Raw genomic sequence first — 17,196 nt, forward strand, 5'->3', positions numbered from 1 at the left:
CTGCGGTCGGGGACCGATGGTGGGTGGATGGTTGGTGGTGGTCTCGGTCAGGCCAGAACGTCCAGGCGGCCTCGGGCTCGGCCCGTCAGCGGCGTCCCGGTCGGCGTGGGCTCGGTGGCCGCTGCGGCCCGGCCGGTCCCGCCGGCCCGGCCGCTGTCGTCGTCGGGGACGTCCGGACGGCTGCCCCAGCCGTCCTGCGGCGCTGACCGGTCGGACAGGTCCAGGTCGGCGGTCAGCCCGGTCTCCGCCAGGGTGCGCCGGAGATCCGCGAGTGCGGACCGGACGGCGTCGCGCCCGGCATCCGTCGGGGCGAACAACTCGATCCGCACCGTGCCGCCCTCGATCCGGGCCCGGACGGTGACGGGCCCCAGATCGTCGGGGTGCACGGCGACGGTCAGTTCGTGTCGTCCCTCCCCCGCGGTCCGCAAGGCCCCGAGGGCACGCCCGAGTTGGGCGTACAACAGCGGATCGCCCGACGGCAGCGGTGCGGGGGTGGACGGCGCCGTGCCGCTGCCGGCGACCGCTGATCCGATGACCGGGGCACCGATGACCGGGGCACCGATGACGGGGACGGCGGTAGCCGACGGCCCGGCCGATGCAGACTCGCCGGTCCCGGCGACCGGACGGGCTCCGGCATCGGGCGCCGCCGGCACGGCCGACGCCGACGCGCCGGGCGCCGTCACCGGGGCCCCGACACCCGCCGGACCGGCAGTCACCGCGGGGGCACCCGGGGCGACGCTCGTCGCCGGGCCGGTGGACCAGTTCACCGGCCGAGCGGGACCGCCGGGGGTCGTGCTGTCGGACGCTCCATCGGCGAGCACCGGCGCAGCGCCGGCGCGCGCCGGGTCCGTGCTCGCCACCGGAGGGCGGTCACCGCCCGTCGTGACCCGTCCCGCCGCGTCACCGCCGGTGGTGGAGCGGGCGCTCGGAGGCGTCGTCACCGGCACGGCAACTCCGGCCGGCGTCGGCTCCACCGCAGTGCCGCCGGTGGGACGAGCCGACGACGAACCGGGAGCGAGTGAGGGCACCGGTGCACCCGCGAGCGCTGCATCGGCCTGCGGCACGGTCTGGCCCCGGCTCGTGCTGCCGACCGGCGGAGTCGCGCCCCCCGTCCCGGGTACCACCGCGATCCCGGGCAGCGCACCGGCGGGGTCGCCCACCGTGCCCGGGGCGATGCCCGCGACCGTGTCGGTCGACACGGCCGCGACGGTGTCGACCGGCTGGCCGCCGTCGCTGGCCACCTCGGCGCGGTCGGCCGCGGCGCCCGGTCCGGTGGCGAGCCCGGCCGGCGTCATCGTCGCGGGGACCGTGACCGGCAGCGACCGGAGGGGACCGCGCGGGAACGCCCCGGGGTCGGCCGAACGCGGCGCGCCGGACAGCCGGACGCCGGCCGCGGCGACCGGAGCCGCGTCGGGCGCGCCGCCGAGCACGTCGTGCAGCCGGGCGGCGAATCGCCGGCCGGAGGTCGCCTCGCCCGCCGCGCCGGACCGGCCATCGGTCGTGCCGGTGGCGGAGCCGGGCGTGGCGTCGGTCGCCGTCGGTGGGAGCTTCGGCGTGCTCGGTCTCGTCGTGGGAACGCTCATGCTGGTGCCACCACGCTCAGATCGCGGGCCAGCTGCCGGGCCTGCCCCTCCCACTTGGCGTAGGCGTCCGGGAAAGCGGAGACCTGGACACGTTGTGCGGCCACGGTCAACGGCAGCTGCTGCCAGCCCGGAATGGTCTGCAGCCGGTCGAGGAACATGTCGGTGGACCGGGTCGGGCTCATGGCGTCGGAGACGGTGCCCCACGAGAACATCGAGCCGTTGACCTGCTGCTGGAACAGGCCCACGGAGAAGCCGTCCACCCCGCGCGCCGACTGGTCCGGCGTCAGCGCCTGCGAACCGGGCACCTTCGGGTTCCAGTACATCCGCAGGTTGGACTCCTGCATGGCGGTGGCGAGTGCGACCTCGGCCGCGCGCTGGGGCAGCCCCCGCTCGCGCACCCGGTTGACGATCTGCTGGGCGTACTGCTTCTGGTCGACGGTCAGCGGCAGCGACGTCGCCCCCACGGTGACCGGTGCGGCCGCGGCGGCGACCCCGACGGTGACCCCCGCCGGCGTCGTGCCCGTCAGCGCCGTGCCCGTCGGGCCGGTGATCGCACCGGCGGGAACGTCCGGCGCCCCCGGCACGATGCGGCGGATCGCCGTCAGGTTGCTGTACTGCTCCCAGGCGTCCCGCACCTGGACGGTCTTGCCGGGCACGGGAGCGTCGATGGCCTTCCCGTCGCCGAGGTAGAGGGCGATGTGGTCGCCGCCGAAACTGATCAGCAGGTCGCCCGGCTTCGCGTCGGCCAGGGAGGCCACCGGTGTGCCCTGTGTCATCTGGTCGCGGACCAGCCGGGGCAGGTCGATGCCCACGTCCTTGAACACGCGTTGGACGAAACTCGAGCAGTCCATGCCGACCGCCGGGTCCGTCCCGCCCCACACGTAGGGGACGCCCACGTACTTCTTCGCGGCGCCGACGACGTCGGCGCCGGTCACCCCGCCGGCCGTGGATCCGAGCGCGGCGGCGACGGACGTGCCGGTGGCACCGCCCGCTGTGGCCAGGGCCGCGCCGGCGGACAGGCCGGCGCTGGTCGCGACGGCACGGCCGAGTTCGGTCGCGAATGCCGGTGAGCCGTCCGTGGCCGCGCGGGCACCGGTGCTCGACCCGGCCGTACCCGCCGCGACGGCGGTGGTGCGCTGCGGCGTGAGCGCGGCGATGGTGGCGTGGATCTGCGCCACCCGGCCGAGGGTCTCGGTCATGCTCATGGCGCCTCCGCCCGTCCGTGCCCGGTGACGGCGAGTTCGTCCAGGGCGGCTTGCTCGGCGGCCAACTCCTGTTCCACCGTCCGCGCGTCGTGCCGTTCCTCGAGCTTCTCCAGGCCCGCGGTCGCGATCCGCGCCGCGGTCCACGCGTCCCGCAGGGCCCGCTCCTCGTCCGCGGCGGTCGCGACGGCGGCGTCCAGTTCGGCCAGCAGGGCGATCGTCGAGGACCGCGCCGCCGCGATCGCGCGCAGGCTCACCATGCTGTCCGGGGCGGCGGAACCGGCGGCGGCGTGGCCGTACATGCCGTCCCGCCGCGCCCGGACGGCACGGTGCTCGGCCGCTGCGGCGCCCCAGCGCGCCGCGGCGGTGTCCTCGTTCAGCCGGCGCAGGCGGAGCAGCCCGGCCAACCGGAACGGGGCGGTCATGCCGCCACGCCCAGCAGCTCGCACAGGTCGCCGAGCCGGCGCCACGCCTCGTCCGGGGCCGTGCTCTGATCCATCGGCTGGCGCAGGAACCCGTCGATCGCGTCCCGGTGGGCGACGGCCGCGTCGACCAGCGGGTTGCTTCCCGGCTGGTAGGCGCCGACGTCGAGCAGGTCCTGCGCGGAGCGGCGCGCCGCGAGCACCCGGCGCAGGCCGGTGGCAAGGGCCCGCTGCCGTGGGTCGGTGACCTTCGCCGCGAGCCGGGAGATGGAGCCGAGGGCGTCGACGGACGGGAAGTGGCCGGACACGGCGAGCGCCCGGTCCAGGACCACGTGCCCGTCCAGGATGGACCGCGCGGAGTCGGCGACCGGGTCGTTGTGGTCGTCCCCGTCGACGAGGACCGTGTAGATACCGGTGATGGACCCGGTGGTGGCGGTGCCGGCGCGCTCGAGCAGCCGGGCCAGCACGGCGAATGTCGAGGGCGGGTAGCCGCGGGTGGCGGGCGGTTCCCCGGCGGACAGGCCGATCTCTCGCTGCGCCATGGCGACGCGGGTGAGTGAGTCCATCATCAGTAGCACGTCGGCGCCCTCGTCGCGCAGGGCCTCGGCGATCCGGGTGGCGGTGCCCGCGGCGCGCAGCCGCATCAGCGCGGGCTCGTCCCCGGTCGCGACGACGACGACGGACCGGGCCAGGCCGGCCGCGCCGAGGTCGTCCTCGAGGAATTCGCGGACCTCGCGACCGCGCTCGCCGACGAGGGCGATGACGGCGACGTCGGCGGCGGTGCCCCGCGTGACCATGGACAGCAGGGACGACTTGCCGACGCCGGAGCCGGCGAACAGGCCCAGCCGCTGGCCCCGGCCGATCGTGGTCAGGGTGTCGAGCACCCGCACCCCGGTCGCGATCGGGGCGGTGATCCGGGCGCGTCCCATGGCGGGGGGCGCCGTGTTGGCCCACGGGACGGAGCGGACGCCGGTGAGGGGGCCGCGGCCGTCGACGGGCCGGCCCGACCCGTCGATGACCCGGCCGAGCAGGCCGCGGCCGGCGGGCACGGTTGAGCCACCCGAACGGCGACGGACGGGGTCGCCGACCCGGATCCCGGCCAGCGAGCCGAGCGGCATGCAGCTCAGTGTCCGGTCGGCGGCGACGACCTCGACGTCGACGGGGTTCGCCTCCCCCACGGCCAGGACGTCACCGACGGAACCGGGCAGCCCGGCCACGGTCAGCCCGAGGCCGCGGACCGCGGTCACGGCGCCACGGCGTTCGGGGGTTGCGGCGCGCACCGCGACCGCGAGCCGGGCCGGCAGCACCGGCCGGCGAGCACCGGGTCCGGTGCCGTCCTCGAGACCGGTGTCCGGGCCGGGACCGCGGTCGGACCGGACCTGCGGCTCGGGGGCCGCGCCGAGCAGCGTGGCAGTGCTCATCCGACCCCCTCCTCGCGGACGGCATCTTCCAGAGCCGTGCGGACCCGGGCCACGGCAGTGCCCAGCCGGGCGTCCAGTGTGCCGGCCGGGTAGTCGGCGAGCGCGTCGCCGGGGGCGACCAGGGGGTCGGCGATCAGCGCCGCCCCGTCGGGCAGCAGGTCGGCGGCGAGCCCGGATTCTCTCAGCAGCGCGACGTCGGCGGGGTTGAGCCGTACCCGGACCATGTCGTCGGCGTCGTCCGCCGCGACGGCCCGGGTCAGAGCGGCGCGGGCGGCGGCGAACGGGTCCCGGCGGGTGTGGTCGCCCAGCAGGGCCTCGGCCAGGTCGACGACCGCGTCGGCGAACCGGGCGTCCCAGTCGGCCAGCACCGGTGCGGTGCGGGCGCGCAGCTGCCCGGCGGCCGCCTGCAGGGCGGCGGCCGCGGCGTCGAGCCGGGCCCGGGCAGCGGCCGCCTGGGCGCGCTGCTCCGCCTCGTGCCGTTCCTGGCTCAACCGGGCCGCGACCTCGGCGCTGCGCAGACCGGCGGCGTACCCGGCGGCGTGGCCACGGGTGAAGCCCTCGGTCCGGGTCCGGTCGGCGCCCGGCGCCGCAACGCGCGGGAAGACCACCGGGACGGGCCGGGACCGGCGGGCGGCCTGCGTGTCAGTCGACATAGTCGTCCTCCCCGCGACGCAGCGTGATCTCACCGTCGGCCTCCAGGGCGCGGATGCCGCGCACCACCTCGGCGCGGGCCTGTTCGACCTCGGACGCACGCACCGGTCCGGTGGACGCCGCCTCGGCCTGCAGGATCTCCCGGTTGCGGTCGGAGACGTTGCCCAGGACGACCTCGACGACGGGCTCCGGTGCACCCTTCATGGCGCGGGCCAGCACGGTCGGGTCCAGGCCACGCAGGATCCGCTGCACGTCGCGCCGGTCGAAGGTGACGAGGTCCTCGAACGTGAGCATCCGCGACCGCACCTCCTCGGCGAGCGCCGGATCCCGTTCGGTCAGCCCGTCCAGGACGGCCCGCTCGGTGGCCACGTCGGCGCGGTTGATGATGTTCAGCAGCGGCTGCAGCCCGCCGACCATGGCGGCTCGGCGGGGCACTCCGGAGGTGCCGACGCGGGCGCGCAGGGTCTCCGCGACCACGCCCACCGCCTCCGGCGTGGCGGTCCCCATCACCGCGATGGCGCGAGCGACCTCCACCGACCGGGCGCGCTCCAGCCCGGCGAGCACGGCGGACGCCTGCTGCGGGTCCAGGTGCGCGAGGACGAGCGCCGCCGTCTCCGGCAGCTCCCCGTCGAGCAGGTTGACCAGGTCGCCGGCCTCGATGTCCTCCAGGAAGTCGAAGGAGCGACCGGCGGCGGTCGACGTCACGCGATCCATCACACCGGCGGCCCGCTCGGCCCCGAAGGATGCGGCCAGCAGGTTCGCGGCGACGCCGCGCCCCCCCGCCGGGGCGCGCCTGCCGGAGAGGGCGATGTCGTGGAACTCGGAGATGACCGACTCGGCCGTCTCGGTATCCACCCGGTTCAGCCGCACGATCTCGGCGGCGATCCCTTCGGCCTCCGCCTCGCTGAACTGTGCGAGTACCCGAGCGGCGTTCTCGGCGCTCATCTGCATCAGCACGACGGCGGCCTTCTGGGTGCCGGTGAGCGCGCGCGGCACGGTCTGCTGATTCACACCCGGGCCCGCTCATCCATCATGCCGCGCAGGTAGTCGGCGGCGACCCGGGGGTCCGTGCCGCCCAGGGCGTCGACCTCGTTGCGGCGCAGGTCGCCGCTCGCGTCGATCGGCGTGATGGTCTCCAGCGGGGTCGCCAGGGGGATCGCCGAGGTCATCGGGGCGGCGCCGATCGCCTCCACCGCGGGCCCCCCCACCGCCGCGGGCGTGTCGACCATCTCCTGCAGATGCAGCGGCGAACCACCCAGCTCCAGGGGCTGACGGGCGGTGCGGCGGGACCGCAACCAGAGGACGCCGACGATGACCAACAGCAGGAACAGGCCCCCGACACCGAGGAAGATGTTGGTCCACATCTGCTGGTCGGCGCGGGCGGCGGCCTCGGCCTGCGCGGCCTTGAGGGCGGCGTCTGCCTGCTGCGCGGCGCTCGTACTGAACGGCACCACCTGCAGGGACAGGGTGTCACCCCGCTTGACGTCGATGCCCGCTGCAGCGGAGACGAGCTGGTTGAGGGAGGCGACGTTCAGCCCACCGGCGGCGGTCTGGTTCACGGCCACCGAGACGAACTGCCGTTTCAGGGCGCCGGCCGGGACGGTACGCTGCTCGGTCTGCTTGCTGACCGCGTTGTTCCGGGTCGTCGAGCTGGACGTGTAGTTGCCGTTGCCCCCCTTCGGGTTCGCCTGACCCGGCGACTGCGCACCGGGCACGGCGATGTTGTCCGGGCCGAGCACCCCGGCGGACCCGGCCGCGCCCGTGCCCTGGTAGGCCTCGGTGGTCGTGGTCTCGCTGAGCGGCTCGGTGCCCTTGCTGGTGGTGAACGACTCGCTCGTCTGCTCGGCGGACTGGGTGTCGATCTCGGGGGTGACGGCGACGGTCGCGTTGCCGGGCCCGACCACCCGGTCGAGCACCGCTTGCACGGAGGCCTGGGTCTGCTTCTGGTAATCGGCGGCCTGGGCCCCGGTGGTGCCCGTGGTGCCGGTGCCGACGGCGGAGAGCACGGCGCCCGCGCTGTCGACCACGGACACGTTCTTCGGGGTGAGCTTCTCCACGGAGGCGCTGGTGAGGTGAACGATCGCCTGCACCTGCTCGGTGCTCAGCTGCTGACCCGGGCGGGCCTTGATGAACACGGAAGCGGTGGGGTCGGCGGCCTGGGCGGTGAACACCGTCTTGTCCGGGATGGCCAGCTGCACGGAGGCGGTCTCGACCCCGTCGAGGGAGCCGATGGTGGCGGCCAGCTCACCTTCGATGGCGCGTTTGTACGTCACCTTCTGCTGGAACTCCGACGAGGTGACGCCCATCTTGTCGAGCAGGGAGTACCCGGTGGCGGGTGCGGCCGGCAAGCCCGCGGCGGCGGCCTTGAGCCGCTCGTCGTACACCTTGTCCTCCGGGACCAGCACCGTGGAGCCGCCGTCGGCGAGTTGGTAGGGCACGTTGTCCTTGCGCAGTTGCTCCACGACGGCGCTCGCGTCGGCGTCCTTCATCCCCGAGAACAGGGGGCTGTAGGTGGGCCGGGTCAGCCAGCTGGTCAGCGCGACACCGCCCAGCACGAGCACGGCGATGCCGATCAGGGCGATGGTGCGCTGGGCGACGCTGAACCGGCCCACGGTCGCCGAGAGACGGCGGGCGAGACCACTCAGGGCGGGAGGCATCAGGCCTGCATCCTCATCATCTCGTTGAAGCCGCTGACGGCCTGGTTCCGCACCGCGGCGACGAGTTCCATGGTGGTCTGGGCCCGGCCGGCGGCGAGGGTGGCCCGGTGGATGTCGGTCAGGTCACCGGTGACGGCCTGCAGGGCGAGCGTGTTCGACGTCGTCTGCTGCTGCTGCAGGCCACCGAGCACACCGGACAAAGTGCCGGCGAACGTGCCGTCGGAGGGGCCGGAGCCACCGGCCGACCCCGCCCCGGCGGCGCGCCCCACGTACCCGGTGCCGGTGACGCCGCTGACTCCGTTCACGGCGCCCAGCGCCAGCTCGCTCATCCGTTCTTCCCGATCTGCAGGGCGGCCTGGTAGATCTGTTTGGCCTGGTCCACGACCTGGGCGTTGGCCTGGTAGCCGCGCTGAGCCATGATCAGGGCCGTCATCTGCTCGTTGAGGTCGATGTCCGGGTAGCGCACGTTGCCGTTCGCGTCCGCGAGCGGGTGGTCCGGCTGGTTCACGATGCGCCCGTTCGCATCGCCCATCGGCGTGCTGCGGACGTAGACGCCGCTCGTGCCCGCTCCGGCCTGCGCCTCGATGTACCGTGCGCGGAACGCCTGGTCGCTGGTGCGGGTGACGGTGTTGACGTTGGCGATGTTGTCGGAGATCGCGTCCAGCCATTTCCGGTGCACGGTCAGGGCGGTGCCGGCGATACCGATCGCGTCGAACGTCACGACGTGGTCCTCAGGGCGGCGCGCAGCGCCGCGGACTGGTTGCCGATCGCGGAGCTGGCGAACTGGTAGCGCAGCACCGTGTCGACGTTGGCGAGAGTCTCGGTCTCCAGGTTGACGTTGTTGCCGTTCAACTGGGTGGGTTCGACGGACAGCGACGTCGTCGGCGTCGTCCGCCCGCTGCCGGTGCGCACGGAGGCGGTGAGAGCCTCCTCGAAGGCCACCCGCTGGGCCCGGTAGCCCGGGGTGTTGACGTTGGCGATGTTGTCCGCTATGGCACGCTGCCGCGCCGCCAGCCCGTCGAGGGCGCTGGTGAGCGCGGTGTTCGTCACGGATTCGAGCACGGCTGTCCTGCCTGTCCTGCAGCAATGACGGCCGATCCGTGGCCGGGTGATGAGCGATCCGTGCTCACCGGCCACTATCGGCGGGTGCCGCCGAGGCGTTAGCCGTGGTCAGCGGGCAGATCGGACGTCGGTCCCGCGGACCCGGCCGACCGCCCGGGTCCGGTCACCGGGTTCGGTCGCCGGCGAGTCCGGCCCCGGGCTCAGCCGACCACGTCGACGTAGGCCGGACCGAGCCGGCCCGTGCCGGATCGGACGGCGTCCACCGTGGCCAGATGCCGTGCCGTGGCACCCTTGGCCGCCTCCAGCAGGGCCGCCGTGGCACGCTGTCGCGTGATCAGGCGCTGGATCCGGCCGCGCAGGTACTCGGGCACCGGGCCCAGTCCCGGCGGCGGGACCCATCGGGTGCGCCGCAGCGCGAGACCGGCCGCGTCGGCACCGGCAGCCACCGGTGCCGACGCGTCGGTGGGTACCGGTCCCCCGACCGGCACCGCCCGTGAGACCGCCGGCGACCCAGGTCCCCCCAATCCGGCGGCTGACGGATCCGCGAGCAGTCGGTCCGCCTCGTCGAGCGCGTGCTCGAGCGCGTCCAGGACCGCGAGCCAGCGGACGATGTTGTGTTCCTCGAACGAGACGAACGGGTCGGGGGCCGGCTCAGCCAACGCTCCAGCCTCCGAGCGCCGGAGACGGCGTCGCGGGGGCGGGAACGGCGTCGGCGGCGGCGTGCCAGCTCTCATGCAGCGGGGCCAGCAGGGCGATGGCCTCCCGGGTACGCTCGACGTCGCGGCGCACGTTCGCGGTGATCAGGGCGGTGTGCACGTACGTGTAGATGCCGCGCAGGCTCTCGGCCCCGTCCCACACGTCCGTGCGGAGGCTGGCGGACAGCTCGGTGATGATGTCTTGGGCGTGCACGAGGTCGACGGCCGCGGCCGGCCAGCGTTGCTCCACCTGGGCCGCCTCGGCGCGGCGCAGGTCGAGCAGCAGCCGGTCGTACAGCATGGTCAGCAGGCGTGCGGGGCTGGCGGAGAGGACGGCGTCACGGGTGTACTGGGCGCGTTGCCGGGCCTGCATCAGGGTGGTGCTCATCGACGTCACTGTCCTTGGCTGGAGTTGTAGGTCGGGAGGCTGGCGATCTGGCTGGTGAGCCACGTCTGCTGGCTCTTGAGGACCCCGAGGGAGCCCTCCATGGCGTCGAACAAGGACTTCAGGGAATCCCGCCGGGCGGACAGGCGCAGGTCCCAGTCCCCGATCCGGTTCGCCAGGTCCGAGACTTCCGCCTGCCGGCCCTGGATCAGACTGGACAGGGCACCGGTCGCCGGGGCCGAGGCGTCCGTGGCGGCGGCAGTCACCCGGACGGCGATGTCGGCGAGCGCCCGTTGCGTTCCGGCCGGGTCGGCAGCCAGGGCGGCTCGCAGCTTCCCCTCCTGGAACGTCAACGTCCCGTCCCGGTTCAGCTCGATGCCCCACCGGGCCGGTGAGTCGCCGTTCACCGGCCGGTACGCGGCGGCGGCGATCCGGTCGTTGACCATCGTCACCGTCGAGTTGGCAGTGAACACGCCCGCGTTCACACTGGTCGCGCCGCTGGTGGTGCTGGTGGTAATGCTGCGCTGGGCCGCGATGGAGGAGAGCACACCGTTCAGCGCATCCACCAGGGCGGACGCCCGACTGATCACGCCCTCCTCGTCCAGGCCGACGGTGACCGTGACGGGGGCATCCGGTACGGTCGTCGCGGTCACGTCCACTCCGGGCAGCACACCGGTGAACGTGTTGGTGGCGGAGGTGAGCACCTGCTCCGCCGCGGTGCCGGCGTAGAGGCGCGCGGAGGCGTCCTGGGCCGCGGTCACGACGGCGGCCCCGGGTTCGGTCATCAGGTCGGTCGCGGTGCCGGCGTCCAGGTCGGCGGCGGTGCCCCGGTAGACGCTGAAGCCGCCGGCCGCCCCGGAGCCGGCCGCGGTGAACTGGATCCGGTACTGCGCGGTGCCGTCCGCGGCGGTCCCCGCCGCGACGCGCACCGCCGTGACCGGGCCACCGGCCGCGTTGACCGCGTCGGCGACGTCCTGGACCGCGGTCGATGCGGGGGTGATCTCGGTACGCTTGCCGGTCGCGTCGACGAGGGTCAGCGCCACGACCGAACCGTCAGGGTTCGTCGGCCACGCGCTCATCACGCCGGTCACGGCGACCTGGGCCTGCGCGAGCCGGTCGACGGTCAGTGCGAAACTGCCGCCGGGAGCACCCTTGGCGGCGGTCGCCGTCACCGACGCGGCCGACGTGGTGGCCGCCAGCGCCGATGCGGCGGTCGGACCGCCGAGCGTGCGCCCGATGTCCGCCAGGCCCGCGACCTTCGCGTTCAGTTGCTGCAGCGCGGCGATGAGGGTCTGCCCGCTCTGCCGGCGCGCCTGCATCTGCTGCTGCGGCAGCTGCTCCACCTTCATCAAGGAGTTGATCAGCGACGTCGTGTCCAGTCCGCTGGCAAGTCCGTCGATCGAGGCCATGGGTCCTCCGTAGCCGATGGGTTCTACCGGCCCCGGTCAGCGGGGTCGGCTCGCCCCGGCGACGGCGGCGGCCGGCGCACTGTCGTGCCGGCCGCCGCCGTCCCGGTCACCGGGTCCGCCCCGCGGGGCGGTCCGGTCATCAGCCCAGGAGTTTGAGCACGCCCTGGCCGGACTGGTTCGCCTGCGCCAGCATCGCGGTACCGGCCTGCGCGATGATGGAGTCCTTGGTGTAGGTCACCATCTCCGCCGCCATGTCGGTGTCCGTGATGTGGGAGCGGGCCGCGGACAGGTTCTGCGCGGTCACGTTCAGCGAGTTGATCGCGTTCTGGAACCGGTTGGCCACGGCGCCCAGGGACGCACGCGCGGTGGACACGTCCCCGATCTTGGTGTCCACGGTCGCGATCGTGGTCAGCGCGGTGGCGGCGCTCGCGAAGCCGTCGGTCGTGACGATGGCCGTCTTCAGATCGGCCGCGAGAGTCTTGATGTCCGCACCGGTCAGCCCCCCGAGATCCACCGAGATCTGATCGGCGGAGGTCGACCCCGCGCCCACCTGGAAGGTGAGCTTGCCGTCACCGGCGGGGCCCGACGTGGCGCCCTGCAGCAGGTTGATGCCGTTGAAGTTGGTGTTGTCGGCGAGCCGGCCGAGCTCGTCGACCAGGCCCGTGACCTCGGTGGTGATCGCGGCGCGGGACGCGGTGTTGTTCGAGTCGTTGCCGGCCTGAACCGCCAGGTCGCGGACGCGCTGCAGGATGGAGTTCACCTCGGTGAGGGCGCCTTCCGCGGTCTGCAGCACGTTCATGCCGTCCTGAGCGTTCCGGGCGGCGATGTTGTAGCCGTTGACCTGGGAGCGCAGGCCCTCGGAGATCGCCATGCCCGCGGCGTCGTCGGACGCGGTGTTGATGCGCAGGCCGCTGGAGAGCTTCGCCATCGACTTGGACATGTCCGTCTGCGTGCGGGACAGGTTCAGGTACGCGTTGCTCGCGGCCGTGTTGGTGTTGATGGTCATCGCCATGACAGGTCATCCTCCGTGATTGTTGTTCGGGTACTGCCTGAGCCCGTCCGTGGGCTCGCATCTGGATCTATCGGCAGGCCCGGAGGGATCGTTAGGCACGGGACAAGAAGGATCTGACCAGGACAGACTGAGGCAAGGAGGATGCAGCCAGTGAAGTAGGCGAAGCCGACCCTGAACCATCAGCGTCGACGATGCATGCACCGGGTCCCTGCAGACAGAGGAGACAGGGAGCCAACTCATGCCGCCGAATGGGCCCGAGAGATCGTCGCGACCGGGGACGACGACGTCGGTCAGGGTCGCGAAGCGCCTCTCCGCTCGGGAACTGGCCGCCGTCGGTCAGGGCCGCCCTACCGCAGCAGTTCGGGAGGGGTCCACGTCGGCCACTGCGCCTCCCCCACCGCGACACCGTGCTCGAGGATAGCGGCAAGGCGGAACGGGTTCGCCGCTCTGCTGTTGTCGTAGAACCGCGCCCGGTCCGCGATCAGCCGCGCCGCCGCGACGTGGGTCCAGAGCCGCGCATACCGCCCGCGGATCTTCGCCTCGCGAACGGCATGTCCGCCGTGTGCCGTGCGATAGTCGACACGCCGCACCGCCACCTCCTCGGGGACCATGATCACGTGCAGCGTCACGAGATACTCAAGGGCCGCGGCCTGCTCGACCAGGTCGACCTTGCTCGGGTGGCTGAACACGGTCTCCGTGATGAACGATGCCCCCACGGCCAGCAGCCGCGCACGCTGTTCCGCCGCCTCCCGCGACGCCTCGTAGGCGTGCTCGGACTCACTCCCGGGCCATCTCCTCGCCGCAATCGCAGCCGCGTTGATGAACGGAAGCACGAGGTTCGGCGCGAGGACGCGTTCGACGAAGGTCGTCTTCCCCGACCCGTTCGGACCGGCCAGCAGGTGCAGGACCGGCGAACTCACTCCCCGCCCCTGATGACGAGGTTGCCCTCCTCGTCACCCTCCGCCCACGGCTCGCCGGCCGCAGTCAACTCCTGCTCGAGATCCAACGAGGCGATGGCGCCGGCGATCCGCTCATTCCAGGCCGCCCGAACCATCGCCTGCTCACGCCCGGCCAGCGCGTCGTACGAACCGTTGCCGGCAAGAACCCTGGCCACCACCGCTCCGCTGCCCGTCGCCTCCAATTCCCGCCCGATCCGCGCCCACCGATTGATCCGCTCGGACGCGCTTCCGTCCTCGGCCCTGGCGGCCTCGTAGACGTCGTGGTCGATCCGGGTAGGGTGGGTCGGCATCGCAGGCATGGGCCTATCGTAGCGTTCTGCTACACGCTTCGGTCGCGCCGAACGAGAACTGGTCCTTCCGGCGGGGAGAGGCGCAGTACGCCCAGTGACACCCGAAATGGACGTCCCGGGCCAGGTGCGTGGCCTTACCGGCGGGCGTCGACTGCCAATAGTGATCGGTGCCGGCGTCGGAGACGAGGTCGGTCCCGGGAACCGATGTCACGGCCCCGGCCCCCGGTACCCGAAGGAGACGCCCAGGCATGTCGTTCACCGACCTGTCGGCCCAGCTGTGGCGCGAACGCGAACTGCTGGACACGCTGACCTTCCGCCTGGAGGTGGAACAGCTGCTGCTGACCGCCGGACGGACCCGGCGCCTGCCCCAGGCCACCGCGGAGGTGGAGCAGGTCGTCGACCAACTCGCCGTCGCCGGCCTGGAACGCACCGTGATGGTGGCCGCGCTGGCGACCGAGTGGGGCGCACCGACCGAGGCGACCCTCCGCGAGCTGGCCGAGGTCACCCCGGACGGCGCCTGGCAGGACATTCTCCGCTCGCACCTGGCCGCCATGGTCGAGCAGACCGCCACGATCCGCTCCCTGCGCGACGCCAACGAACAGTTCCTGCGGGCCGCGGCCCGCGCCACCGAGGAGACGATGGCGACCATGGCGCCGTCGTCGCGCACGTACGACGCGACCGGGTCGGCGGCGCCGTCGTCGTTGTCCCGGTTCCTCGACCAGAACCTCTGAGCTCCGGGAAGGCGTCATGAGCAGCTTCGCGGGACTCCAGCTCGCCCAGCGCGGGCTGGGCGCCGCTCAGCAGACCCTGCTGATCGCGGCGCAGAACGTCGACAACGTCGCCACCCCCGGCTACACCCGGCAGCGGGTCGAACAGAGCGCACTAGCGCCGGCCGCCGTCACCCGGGGCAGCCTCGCCTCCCCCGTCGGCGCCGGCCTCACCGTCACCGGGATCAGCCGGCTCGGTGACGCCCTGCTCGACGCCGGGGTGCGCACCAGCGCCGCCGCCGCCGGGTACGCCGAGGTCCGCGCCACCACCTACGGCTCCCTCGAGGACGCGTACGGTGAGCCGGGCACCACCGCGCTGTCCGGACGGTTGAGCGCCTTCTGGTCCGCGTGGTCGGATCTGGCGAACAACCCGGACGAGCCCGGGGCGGGTGTCGCCGTCCTGCAGGCCGGCCGGGACCTCGGGGCGAGCCTGGCCACCGCTCGCACCGCCGTCACCACCCAGTGGCGGGACCGCCGCGCCGACGTGGATGCCTTGACGTCACAGGTCAACGCGGCGGCCGGTCGGCTCGCCGAGCTGAACCGGGTGATCGGTTCCACCACCGCCGCCGGCGGAACCGCGAACGAGCTGATCGACGAACGGGCGCGGCTGGCGGAGACCCTCGCGTCGACCGCCGGGGCGACCGCCCAGCTTCAGCCCGACGGCGGGATGACCGTCCGGCTGAACGGGACCTGGCTGGTCAGCGGCACCGCGGCCCGCGTCCTCACCGTCACCGGCCCGGCCGATCCGGCGTCCGGGGCGCCCGTGCGCGTCAGCTGGCAGGACACGCCCGGCACACCGGTCGCCCTGACCGGCGGCGAGCTGGCCGCGACGCTGAGCGTGCTCGCGCCCGCGGACGACGCCGGGACCGGGGGGCCGATCGCCGAGGCCGCAGCCGCTCTCGACGGCATCGCCGGCGACCTGGCCACCGCCGTGAACACCGCGCACAACGCCGGGACGACCCGTTCCGGTTCGCCGGCCGGTGACTTCTTCGCTCTCGACCCCCGCCGCCCCGCGGCCGCCGGCCTGACCGTGGTGCCCACCGATCCGGCCGCGCTGGCCACCGCCGCCCGCGGCTCCGGTCCGCTGGACGGCACGGCCGCCGCAGGCCTGGCGCGGGTCGGCAGCGGTCCCGACTCCCCCGACCGGCGTTGGGCCACCGCCGTCGCGGCCCTCGGCGCGGCCGCACGCTCCGCGACCGGGCAGCAGACCATCACGGCGGCCGCGGCCGGGGCCGCCCGCAGCAGCCAGACCTCGTCGGGCTCCGTCAGCCTCGACGAGGAGAACGTCACCCTCGTCTCCGCCCAGTACGCCTACCAGGCGGCGGCCCGGGTGCTGACGACCATGGACGAGACGCTCGACATCCTGATCAACCGCACCGGTACCGTAGGACTGCGATGACCCTCCGCATCACCACCCAGACCATGGCCGCCTCCGCGAGCCGGCAACTCGCCGCCGCGCAGGGCCGGCTCGCCGACGCCCAGGAGACGGCCACGTCCCTGCGCCGGATCACCCGGCCCTCGGACGACCCGGCCGGCACCGCACAGGCGCTCCGCGTGCGGGCCGAGACCGCGGCGAACGCCCAGTACGGGCGCAACATCGACAACGGCACCGCGTGGCTGACCCGGGTCGACGCCGCCCTCGGCAACGCCACCGACGCGATCATCTCGGCGCGCGACAGCGTTCAGCAGTCCCTGAACGCCTCCCGCACCCCCGCCGACCGGGCCGCGTTCGCGCAACAGATCGACGCCCTCCGGGCGGATCTGCTCGCCGCCGCCAACACCACCCACCAGGGCCGCAACCTGTTCGCCGCGACGGCGGACACCCCGGCCGCCTTCACCGACGGCCAGCCCCCGGTGTACACCGGGGTCGCCGGAGACGCGGTGCAACGGCGGTTCGGCCCCGAGCAGACGGTGCGGGTCGACGCCGACGGCGCCGCGATCTTCGGTACGGGCGGCGGGTCCGTGTTCGCGCTCCTGGATGCGATCTCCACCGAGTTGCGCGCGGGCGGCACCGGGACCGGGCGGCTGGCCGAACTGGACACGGCGCTGCGCACCGTCACCACCGCCCGCGCCGACGCCGGAGCCCGGCTGTCCACGCTGACCGCCGCGAAGGACGCCAACGCGGCGGCGAAGGTGTCCCTGGAATCGAACCGGGCTGCGATCGAGGACGTCGACCTCGGCACCGCGGTCCTGGATCTGCAGTTGCAGCAGACGAGCTACCAGGCGGCGCTGGCCGTGACCGCCAAGACCCTGCAGTCGACCTTGATGGACTTCCTGCGATGAGTGCTCTGACCCTCGTCGAGCCGATGCCGGGCCTGGCCCCCTGGACCGCCTACACGCTGGACGCCGTGACCGGCGCACCCGGACTGTTCAGCCTCCGCCCGGCCGCGGAGACCGATCTGCGGCTGTACCTGCTCGATGCCTCCGTCTACGTGCCGGGGTACGCCCCGGATCTCACGGACGCTGCCGAGGGACTGGGCCTGGCCGCGGGCGAGTCCGTCCGCGTGCTCGTCGTCGCCACGCCCGGGGAGGACGCGACCACCGTCAACCTGCTCGCTCCCGTCATCGTCAACGAGCGGACGGGCACGGGCGCTCAGGTGATCCTCTCCGACCAGGACTACCCGCTGCGGGCACCGCTGGCTCGTTGAGTACCGGCCTGCACGGCTGATCCTTGCCCCGTA

General features: G+C 73.6%; 20 protein-coding genes. 4 read left to right on the top strand and 16 right to left on the bottom strand.

The window, feature by feature from the left end:
- Positions 1–47: 47 nt before the first annotated feature.
- The 16 genes from BKD30_RS11350 to BKD30_RS11425 form a co-directional block, all read right to left on the bottom strand.
- A complete protein-coding gene (locus BKD30_RS11350) occupies positions 48–1,583 on the bottom strand; it encodes a flagellar hook-length control protein FliK (RefSeq protein WP_076704737.1) in 1,536 nt (511 codons plus the stop codon).
- The gene (locus BKD30_RS16755) at positions 1,580–2,788 is read right to left on the bottom strand and encodes a C40 family peptidase (RefSeq protein WP_083956366.1); all 1,209 of its coding nucleotides are present in this window, start codon (positions 2,786–2,788) and stop codon (positions 1,580–1,582) included. The genes BKD30_RS11350 and BKD30_RS16755 overlap by 4 nt, the downstream gene beginning before the upstream one ends.
- The gene (locus BKD30_RS11360; protein ID WP_076704740.1) at positions 2,785–3,210 is read right to left on the bottom strand and encodes a flagellar FliJ family protein; all 426 of its coding nucleotides are present in this window, start codon (positions 3,208–3,210) and stop codon (positions 2,785–2,787) included. The genes BKD30_RS16755 and BKD30_RS11360 overlap by 4 nt, the downstream gene beginning before the upstream one ends.
- Positions 3,207–4,628: a FliI/YscN family ATPase gene (locus BKD30_RS11365; protein WP_083956368.1), complete on the bottom strand. Its 1,422-nt coding sequence runs from the start codon at positions 4,626–4,628 to the stop codon at positions 3,207–3,209. Before BKD30_RS11365 ends, BKD30_RS11360 begins: the two co-directional genes overlap by 4 nt.
- The gene (locus BKD30_RS11370) at positions 4,625–5,281 is read right to left on the bottom strand and encodes a FliH/SctL family protein (RefSeq protein WP_076704742.1); all 657 of its coding nucleotides are present in this window, start codon (positions 5,279–5,281) and stop codon (positions 4,625–4,627) included. The genes BKD30_RS11365 and BKD30_RS11370 overlap by 4 nt, the downstream gene beginning before the upstream one ends.
- A complete protein-coding gene (gene fliG, locus BKD30_RS11375) occupies positions 5,271–6,290 on the bottom strand; it encodes a flagellar motor switch protein FliG (protein WP_076704744.1) in 1,020 nt (339 codons plus the stop codon). The genes BKD30_RS11370 and fliG overlap by 11 nt, the downstream gene beginning before the upstream one ends.
- Positions 6,287–7,936, bottom strand: a complete 1,650-nt coding sequence (fliF, locus tag BKD30_RS11380) for a flagellar basal-body MS-ring/collar protein FliF (RefSeq protein ID WP_076704746.1) — start codon at positions 7,934–7,936, stop codon at positions 6,287–6,289. Before fliF ends, fliG begins: the two co-directional genes overlap by 4 nt.
- Positions 7,936–8,265 carry a flagellar hook-basal body complex protein FliE gene (locus BKD30_RS11385; protein WP_076704747.1) on the bottom strand — a complete coding sequence of 110 codons (330 nt, stop codon included), beginning with the start codon at positions 8,263–8,265 and terminating at the stop codon, positions 7,936–7,938. Before BKD30_RS11385 ends, fliF begins: the two co-directional genes overlap by 1 nt.
- Positions 8,262–8,657 carry a flagellar basal body rod protein FlgC gene (locus tag BKD30_RS11390; protein ID WP_076704749.1) on the bottom strand — a complete coding sequence of 132 codons (396 nt, stop codon included), beginning with the start codon at positions 8,655–8,657 and terminating at the stop codon, positions 8,262–8,264. The genes BKD30_RS11385 and BKD30_RS11390 overlap by 4 nt, the downstream gene beginning before the upstream one ends.
- On the bottom strand, positions 8,654–8,998 hold the full coding sequence (locus BKD30_RS11395) for a flagellar basal body rod protein FlgB (protein WP_076704751.1): 345 nt from the start codon (positions 8,996–8,998) through the stop codon (positions 8,654–8,656). The genes BKD30_RS11390 and BKD30_RS11395 overlap by 4 nt, the downstream gene beginning before the upstream one ends.
- Before the next feature lie 200 nt (positions 8,999–9,198).
- Complete coding sequence (locus BKD30_RS11400) at positions 9,199–9,657, bottom strand: hypothetical protein (protein ID WP_076704753.1); 459 nt, start codon at positions 9,655–9,657, stop codon at positions 9,199–9,201.
- The gene (gene fliS / locus BKD30_RS11405) at positions 9,650–10,081 is read right to left on the bottom strand and encodes a flagellar export chaperone FliS (protein ID WP_076704957.1); all 432 of its coding nucleotides are present in this window, start codon (positions 10,079–10,081) and stop codon (positions 9,650–9,652) included. Before fliS ends, BKD30_RS11400 begins: the two co-directional genes overlap by 8 nt.
- A 5-nt stretch (positions 10,082–10,086) precedes the next feature.
- A complete protein-coding gene (gene fliD / locus BKD30_RS11410; RefSeq protein WP_076704755.1) occupies positions 10,087–11,487 on the bottom strand; it encodes a flagellar filament capping protein FliD in 1,401 nt (466 codons plus the stop codon).
- Between the two features lie 139 nt (positions 11,488–11,626).
- Positions 11,627–12,499 (bottom strand): flagellin N-terminal helical domain-containing protein, encoded by an 873-nt coding sequence (locus BKD30_RS11415; RefSeq protein ID WP_076704756.1) that lies wholly within the window; start codon positions 12,497–12,499, stop codon positions 11,627–11,629.
- A 347-nt stretch (positions 12,500–12,846) separates the two neighbouring features.
- Positions 12,847–13,419 (bottom strand): AAA family ATPase, encoded by a 573-nt coding sequence (locus BKD30_RS11420; RefSeq protein WP_083956370.1) that lies wholly within the window; start codon positions 13,417–13,419, stop codon positions 12,847–12,849.
- Positions 13,416–13,757, bottom strand: coding sequence for a hypothetical protein (locus tag BKD30_RS11425; RefSeq protein ID WP_083956372.1), 342 nt, complete (start codon positions 13,755–13,757; stop codon positions 13,416–13,418). The genes BKD30_RS11420 and BKD30_RS11425 overlap by 4 nt, the downstream gene beginning before the upstream one ends.
- Positions 13,758–13,996: 239 nt before the next feature.
- Here BKD30_RS11425 and BKD30_RS11430 point away from each other — a divergent pair, with 239 nt between their 5' ends.
- Genes BKD30_RS11430 through BKD30_RS11445 form a run of 4 tightly spaced genes read left to right on the top strand, consistent with a single transcriptional unit; the run spans position 13,997 to position 17,163 of the window.
- A complete protein-coding gene (locus BKD30_RS11430) occupies positions 13,997–14,479 on the top strand; it encodes a flagellar protein FlgN (RefSeq protein ID WP_076704757.1) in 483 nt (160 codons plus the stop codon).
- 16 nt (positions 14,480–14,495) lie between these two features.
- Positions 14,496–15,914: a flagellar hook-associated protein FlgK gene (gene flgK, locus BKD30_RS11435; RefSeq protein WP_076704758.1), complete on the top strand. Its 1,419-nt coding sequence runs from the start codon at positions 14,496–14,498 to the stop codon at positions 15,912–15,914.
- Positions 15,911–16,798, top strand: coding sequence for a flagellin N-terminal helical domain-containing protein (locus BKD30_RS11440; RefSeq protein WP_076704759.1), 888 nt, complete (start codon positions 15,911–15,913; stop codon positions 16,796–16,798). The genes flgK and BKD30_RS11440 overlap by 4 nt, the downstream gene beginning before the upstream one ends.
- Positions 16,795–17,163: a flagellar assembly protein FliW gene (locus tag BKD30_RS11445; RefSeq protein ID WP_076704760.1), complete on the top strand. Its 369-nt coding sequence runs from the start codon at positions 16,795–16,797 to the stop codon at positions 17,161–17,163. Before BKD30_RS11440 ends, BKD30_RS11445 begins: the two co-directional genes overlap by 4 nt.
- Positions 17,164–17,196: the final 33 nt, after the last annotated feature.

Source organism: Tersicoccus phoenicis (assembly GCF_001968835.1).
Classification (GTDB): domain Bacteria; phylum Actinomycetota; class Actinomycetes; order Actinomycetales; family Micrococcaceae; genus Tersicoccus; species Tersicoccus phoenicis.